Below are 1,748 nucleotides of genomic sequence, written 5' to 3' on the forward strand. Positions count from 1 at the left end.
CAGCGCTTCGCGCCGCAAATCGTTGATACGCCTGATAATATTAAGCTTTCTTAAGTTCTGACTGGCGATGACGGCGGCGGAACTCCTATTCTCTGTATAGCCGGCGCGGACGACGGCCTCAGTGCCGTTGCCCCTGCATTCGCCGACGTAAAACTGACAAAACCGCTCCTGCATCTCACTGAGCGCCATCATTACCGCCTCCTTTCAATAAATCGTCTATAGTCTGTGTCAATAACCAGAGAAAATGTCACCCTAATTGTTCTGAGAAAATGTCACTCCCTCCCTGTTTGTGTGTTATTATATATAGCAGGTTTGATTTTAAATCCACCCCGCCAGGGGTGGTCCGAAGCAGGCTTGTGTGGTGACACAGCGCCTGCTTTCTTTTTCACGCCTACATCGATCGCTTTTTGCGCCCTAAACACCTTCTTCATTAGGACTGGCATGCCGTTTTGTATGACGTAAACGGCCCCGTCAAAGGTTTCCCTGACTTCCAGTATTCTTCCACGAACAAATACGGGGCTCTTTTCATCCTCTGGAGTATATATCTCCCCTTTGTATGATATGGTATTCCCCCCGCCGGCCCTTCTCGTGTCCCTTATGGAGAAAACAAGTCCGAGATCGATGCTTCTGTCAAAAGGCATGCAGGCGCTACCGTCCTCATGCGGCAGCACTGCAAACCTGCGGTTATAGTCGCTGATAAAACCTTCCGCTATCATCTTATTAGCGTCAGCGATGTTTGTGATGGATGAAAACCTCAATTCGGCGATGAGCCTGTCCTGAAATGTATTCCAGAGCCTTTCTATACGTCCCTTGGCCTGAGGGCTGTGCGCCGTTATCTGCTTTATACCAAGCTCATACAGCGCCTTGCCGAAGTTTGACAGCGGCAGCTCCGTTCCGCTCAAAATCTCATCGTCGGTCAACTCCTTGGGCGAACGGAATATAGTATGGCGGTCGCTGTATATGGACAGAGGCAATCCATATGCAAGCATCCCTTGTTCCAGCGCCGCGGCATAGCCGCGCATACATTCAGTTTCAGTAAAGAACGCCCCTGTAACGACCCCTGTCGCATCGTCTATATATGCGTGCAAAGTTGCATATCCGTGTTCTTCACCAAACCACTTGTGTCTGCTTGCATCGGTCTGCCACATAATACCGGCGGTCGTCTTCCTTGGACGCGGCCGGTGCTGTTTTGCTTTATGCTTCACCGCCTTCTTGCTCTTTATACCGGCTCCTTTAAGCACACGGAACACCGAAGAACGGCTCACAGACATTCCCTCCGCTTCGTTCAGGCGTTCAGTGAAATGAGAGAAATTATAGTCAAAATACCTCCCCTCAAACAGCTCGACAATCCTCGTTTTAACCTCATCTGAAAGAGCGTGCCTCGGCTTCCGTCCCGCGTTTCCATGCACCATCCCCCTTGCGCCGTTTCTGGCAAAGCTGGCTTTTAGCCTTATGATTTGTCTTATAGAAATACCAAGCTGTTCAGATGCCTCACCATTAGTCACTAAGCCTGATGACGCGGCTCCTATAATCCTTACCCTTCTCGCTTCATCGTTTGTCATACTCATCATGATCTGCCTCATAGTGACATTATCTCAGAACGATTAGAGGGTGACATTATCACAGAACAACAACACGAGAAGGCAGGAATCTTGACTCTTGTAAGAATGTCTGTTATTTTCAAGGCACAGSTGGRCACAGCTTCTGACTGTGTCCACCTGCCTTGAAAATAACAGACATTCTTACAA

The 1,748-nt window shown here is 49.1% G+C and carries 2 protein-coding genes; both read right to left on the reverse strand.

Annotation, left to right across the window (positions count from 1 at the left end):
- Nucleotides 1-189, reverse strand: a 189-nt coding sequence (locus EH55_RS12830; protein ID WP_037978648.1) for a terminase small subunit, incomplete at its 3' end; no start/stop codon positions are given.
- An 83-nt stretch (nucleotides 190-272) separates the two neighbouring features.
- The gene (locus tag EH55_RS12835; RefSeq protein ID WP_051682922.1) at nucleotides 273-1,571 is read right to left on the reverse strand and encodes an ISNCY family transposase; all 1,299 of its coding nucleotides are present in this window, start codon (nucleotides 1,569-1,571) and stop codon (nucleotides 273-275) included.
- Between the last annotated feature and the right edge of the window lie 177 nt (nucleotides 1,572-1,748).

The sequence above is a fragment of the Synergistes jonesii genome, from assembly GCF_000712295.1.
Taxonomy (GTDB): Bacteria; Synergistota; Synergistia; order Synergistales; family Synergistaceae; genus Synergistes; species Synergistes jonesii.

Coding starts and splice junctions, on each gene's coding strand:
- EH55_RS12835 (WP_051682922.1), bottom strand. CDS start 1,571: ATGATGAGTATGACAAACGATGAAGCGAGAAGGGTAAGGATTATAGGA.